3 protein-coding genes are annotated in these 1,768 nt (G+C 68.1%); 2 read left to right on the top strand and 1 reads right to left on the bottom strand.

Annotated elements, in window-relative coordinates; all coding sequences use genetic code 11:
• Positions 1-496: NAD(P)-dependent oxidoreductase (locus AC097L_RS23545; protein ID WP_479589164.1), on the top strand; the 496-nt coding region annotated here is incomplete at its 5' end.
• 55 nt (positions 497-551) lie between these two features.
• On the opposite strand, the gene AC097L_RS23540 is transcribed toward AC097L_RS23545, so the two are convergent.
• Positions 552-908 carry a type 2 periplasmic-binding domain-containing protein gene (locus AC097L_RS23540; protein ID WP_479589163.1) on the bottom strand — a complete coding sequence of 119 codons (357 nt, stop codon included), beginning with the start codon at positions 906-908 and terminating at the stop codon, positions 552-554.
• 30 nt (positions 909-938) lie between these two features.
• On the opposite strand from AC097L_RS23540, the gene AC097L_RS23535 reads away from it, so the two are divergent.
• On the top strand, positions 939-1,768 hold an 830-nt coding region (locus AC097L_RS23535; RefSeq protein ID WP_479589162.1), incomplete at its 3' end, for an O-linked N-acetylglucosamine transferase family protein.

Here is a 1,768-nt window from a genome sequence, read left to right as displayed (position 1 = left end):
GGGCCTGGGCCGCATTGGCCGCGCCGTGGCCCAGCGTGCCACCGGCTTTGACATGCAGATCCGCTACACCAACCGCAAGCCGGTGGCCGGTGTGCCCTGGCAGTTCGAGCCCGCGCTGGTGGAGCTGGCGCGCTGGGCCGACACCCTGGTGGTGATCGCCGCCGGGGGCGCGTCCACCCACCATTTGGTCAACGCCGAAGTGCTGCAAGCGCTGGGGCCGGACGGCTTTCTGGTCAACGTGGCACGCGGCTCGGTGGTGGACCAGGCGGCCCTGGTACAGACCCTGCAAACCGGTGGCATCGCCGGGGCCGGGCTGGAGGTGTACGCCGACGAACCCCATGTACCGCCGGAGCTGATGGCGCTGGACAACGTGGTGCTGCTGCCGCACATCGCCAGCGCCACCCGCGAAACCCGCCAGGCCATGGAAGCGCTGACCCTGGCGAACCTGCAGGCTTTCTACACCACGGGGAAGGTGCAGGTTTCGGCTTTGGAGTGAAATCGGCCTCTAGCGCTTAATCCATCAGCGTGACAAGCTACATTTTCAATAGCAATCAAGGTGCCCGCCGGGCCAACCCAAAGCTGGCGGCGAGCTGCTGGTAGTCGGCGGTTTGGCGCTCCAGCAGGGCTTGCAGTGCGGGGCCACTGGCCCAGCCGGGTTGTAGGCCGACCTGCGCCAGTTGCCCCGGCAGGGCGGGGTGGGCGGCGGCGCGGGCCAGGGCTTCGGTCCAGGCGCGCACCTGCGGTTCGGGCACCTGCGGGCCCAGGTACACGCCGCGCACGATGGGCCACTGGATGTCAAAACCCTGCTCTTTGGCGGTGGCCACCTGGGCCCAGCGGCCCGGCAGGCGCTGGGCGGCCAGCACGGCCAGCACCCGCACGGGGGCGCCCTGGTCGATCTGGCGGGCCACACGGCGGGCAACCGGCTGGGCGTATTCGCATTGAAACCGGCCCCGGTCGCGTTGAGCTGGATGGGCTACGGCTACACCACCGGCCTGCAGGCCATCGACTACTACCTGACCGACGCGGCCAGCGCACCCGCGGGCTGCGAGCACCTGTTTTCCGAAAAGCCGTGGCGGCTGCCCGGTAGCTACACCGCTTACCGTCCCAGCCCGTCCATGGGCGAGGTCAATGCCTTGCCCGCCCTGGAGCGCGGCTACCTGACCCTGGGCACGCTGACACGCGGCGTGCGCATCAACCACCGCACCATCCGCGTCTGGGCCGCCATTCTGCTGCGCCTGCCCACGGCGCGGCTGGTGATCGACAGCAGCTCGTTCAAAGATGCCAGCGTCCAGCAGGCCGCAATTGCAAAATTCATAGCGCACGGCATAGATCCGGAGCGCGTGGATGTTGGTTTTAATAGCCCGCCCTGGGATGTGCTGCGCGGCATCGACATCGGACTGGACTGCTTTCCGCACAACTCGGGCACCACCCTGTTCGAGTCGCTCTACATGGGTCTGCCGTTTGTGAGCCTGGCGGGCCGCCCCAGCGTGGGCCGTATTGGCAGCGCCATCCTGCACGGGGTGGGCCATCCCGAGTGGATTGCCGACAGCGAAGACGACTACGTGGACAAAGTGGTGGCGCTGGCCAGCGACCTGCCCGCCCTGGCCCACCAGCGCGCCACCCTGCGCTCGCAGATGCAGTCCAGCCGCCTGATGGATGAGGCGGGTTTTGCCCGCCAGGTGGAAGCGGCGTACAGCCAGATGTTTGCCCATTGGGCGGCTGCGCCCAAGATTCAGGCCCCGGCCCTGAGGTTCAAAGGCAAAAGCAC

Source organism: Rhodoferax sp. RT5P35, assembly GCF_056521385.1.
Note: the sequence above shows the minus strand (reverse complement) of the source record. Positions and strands in the feature narration are given on the sequence as shown.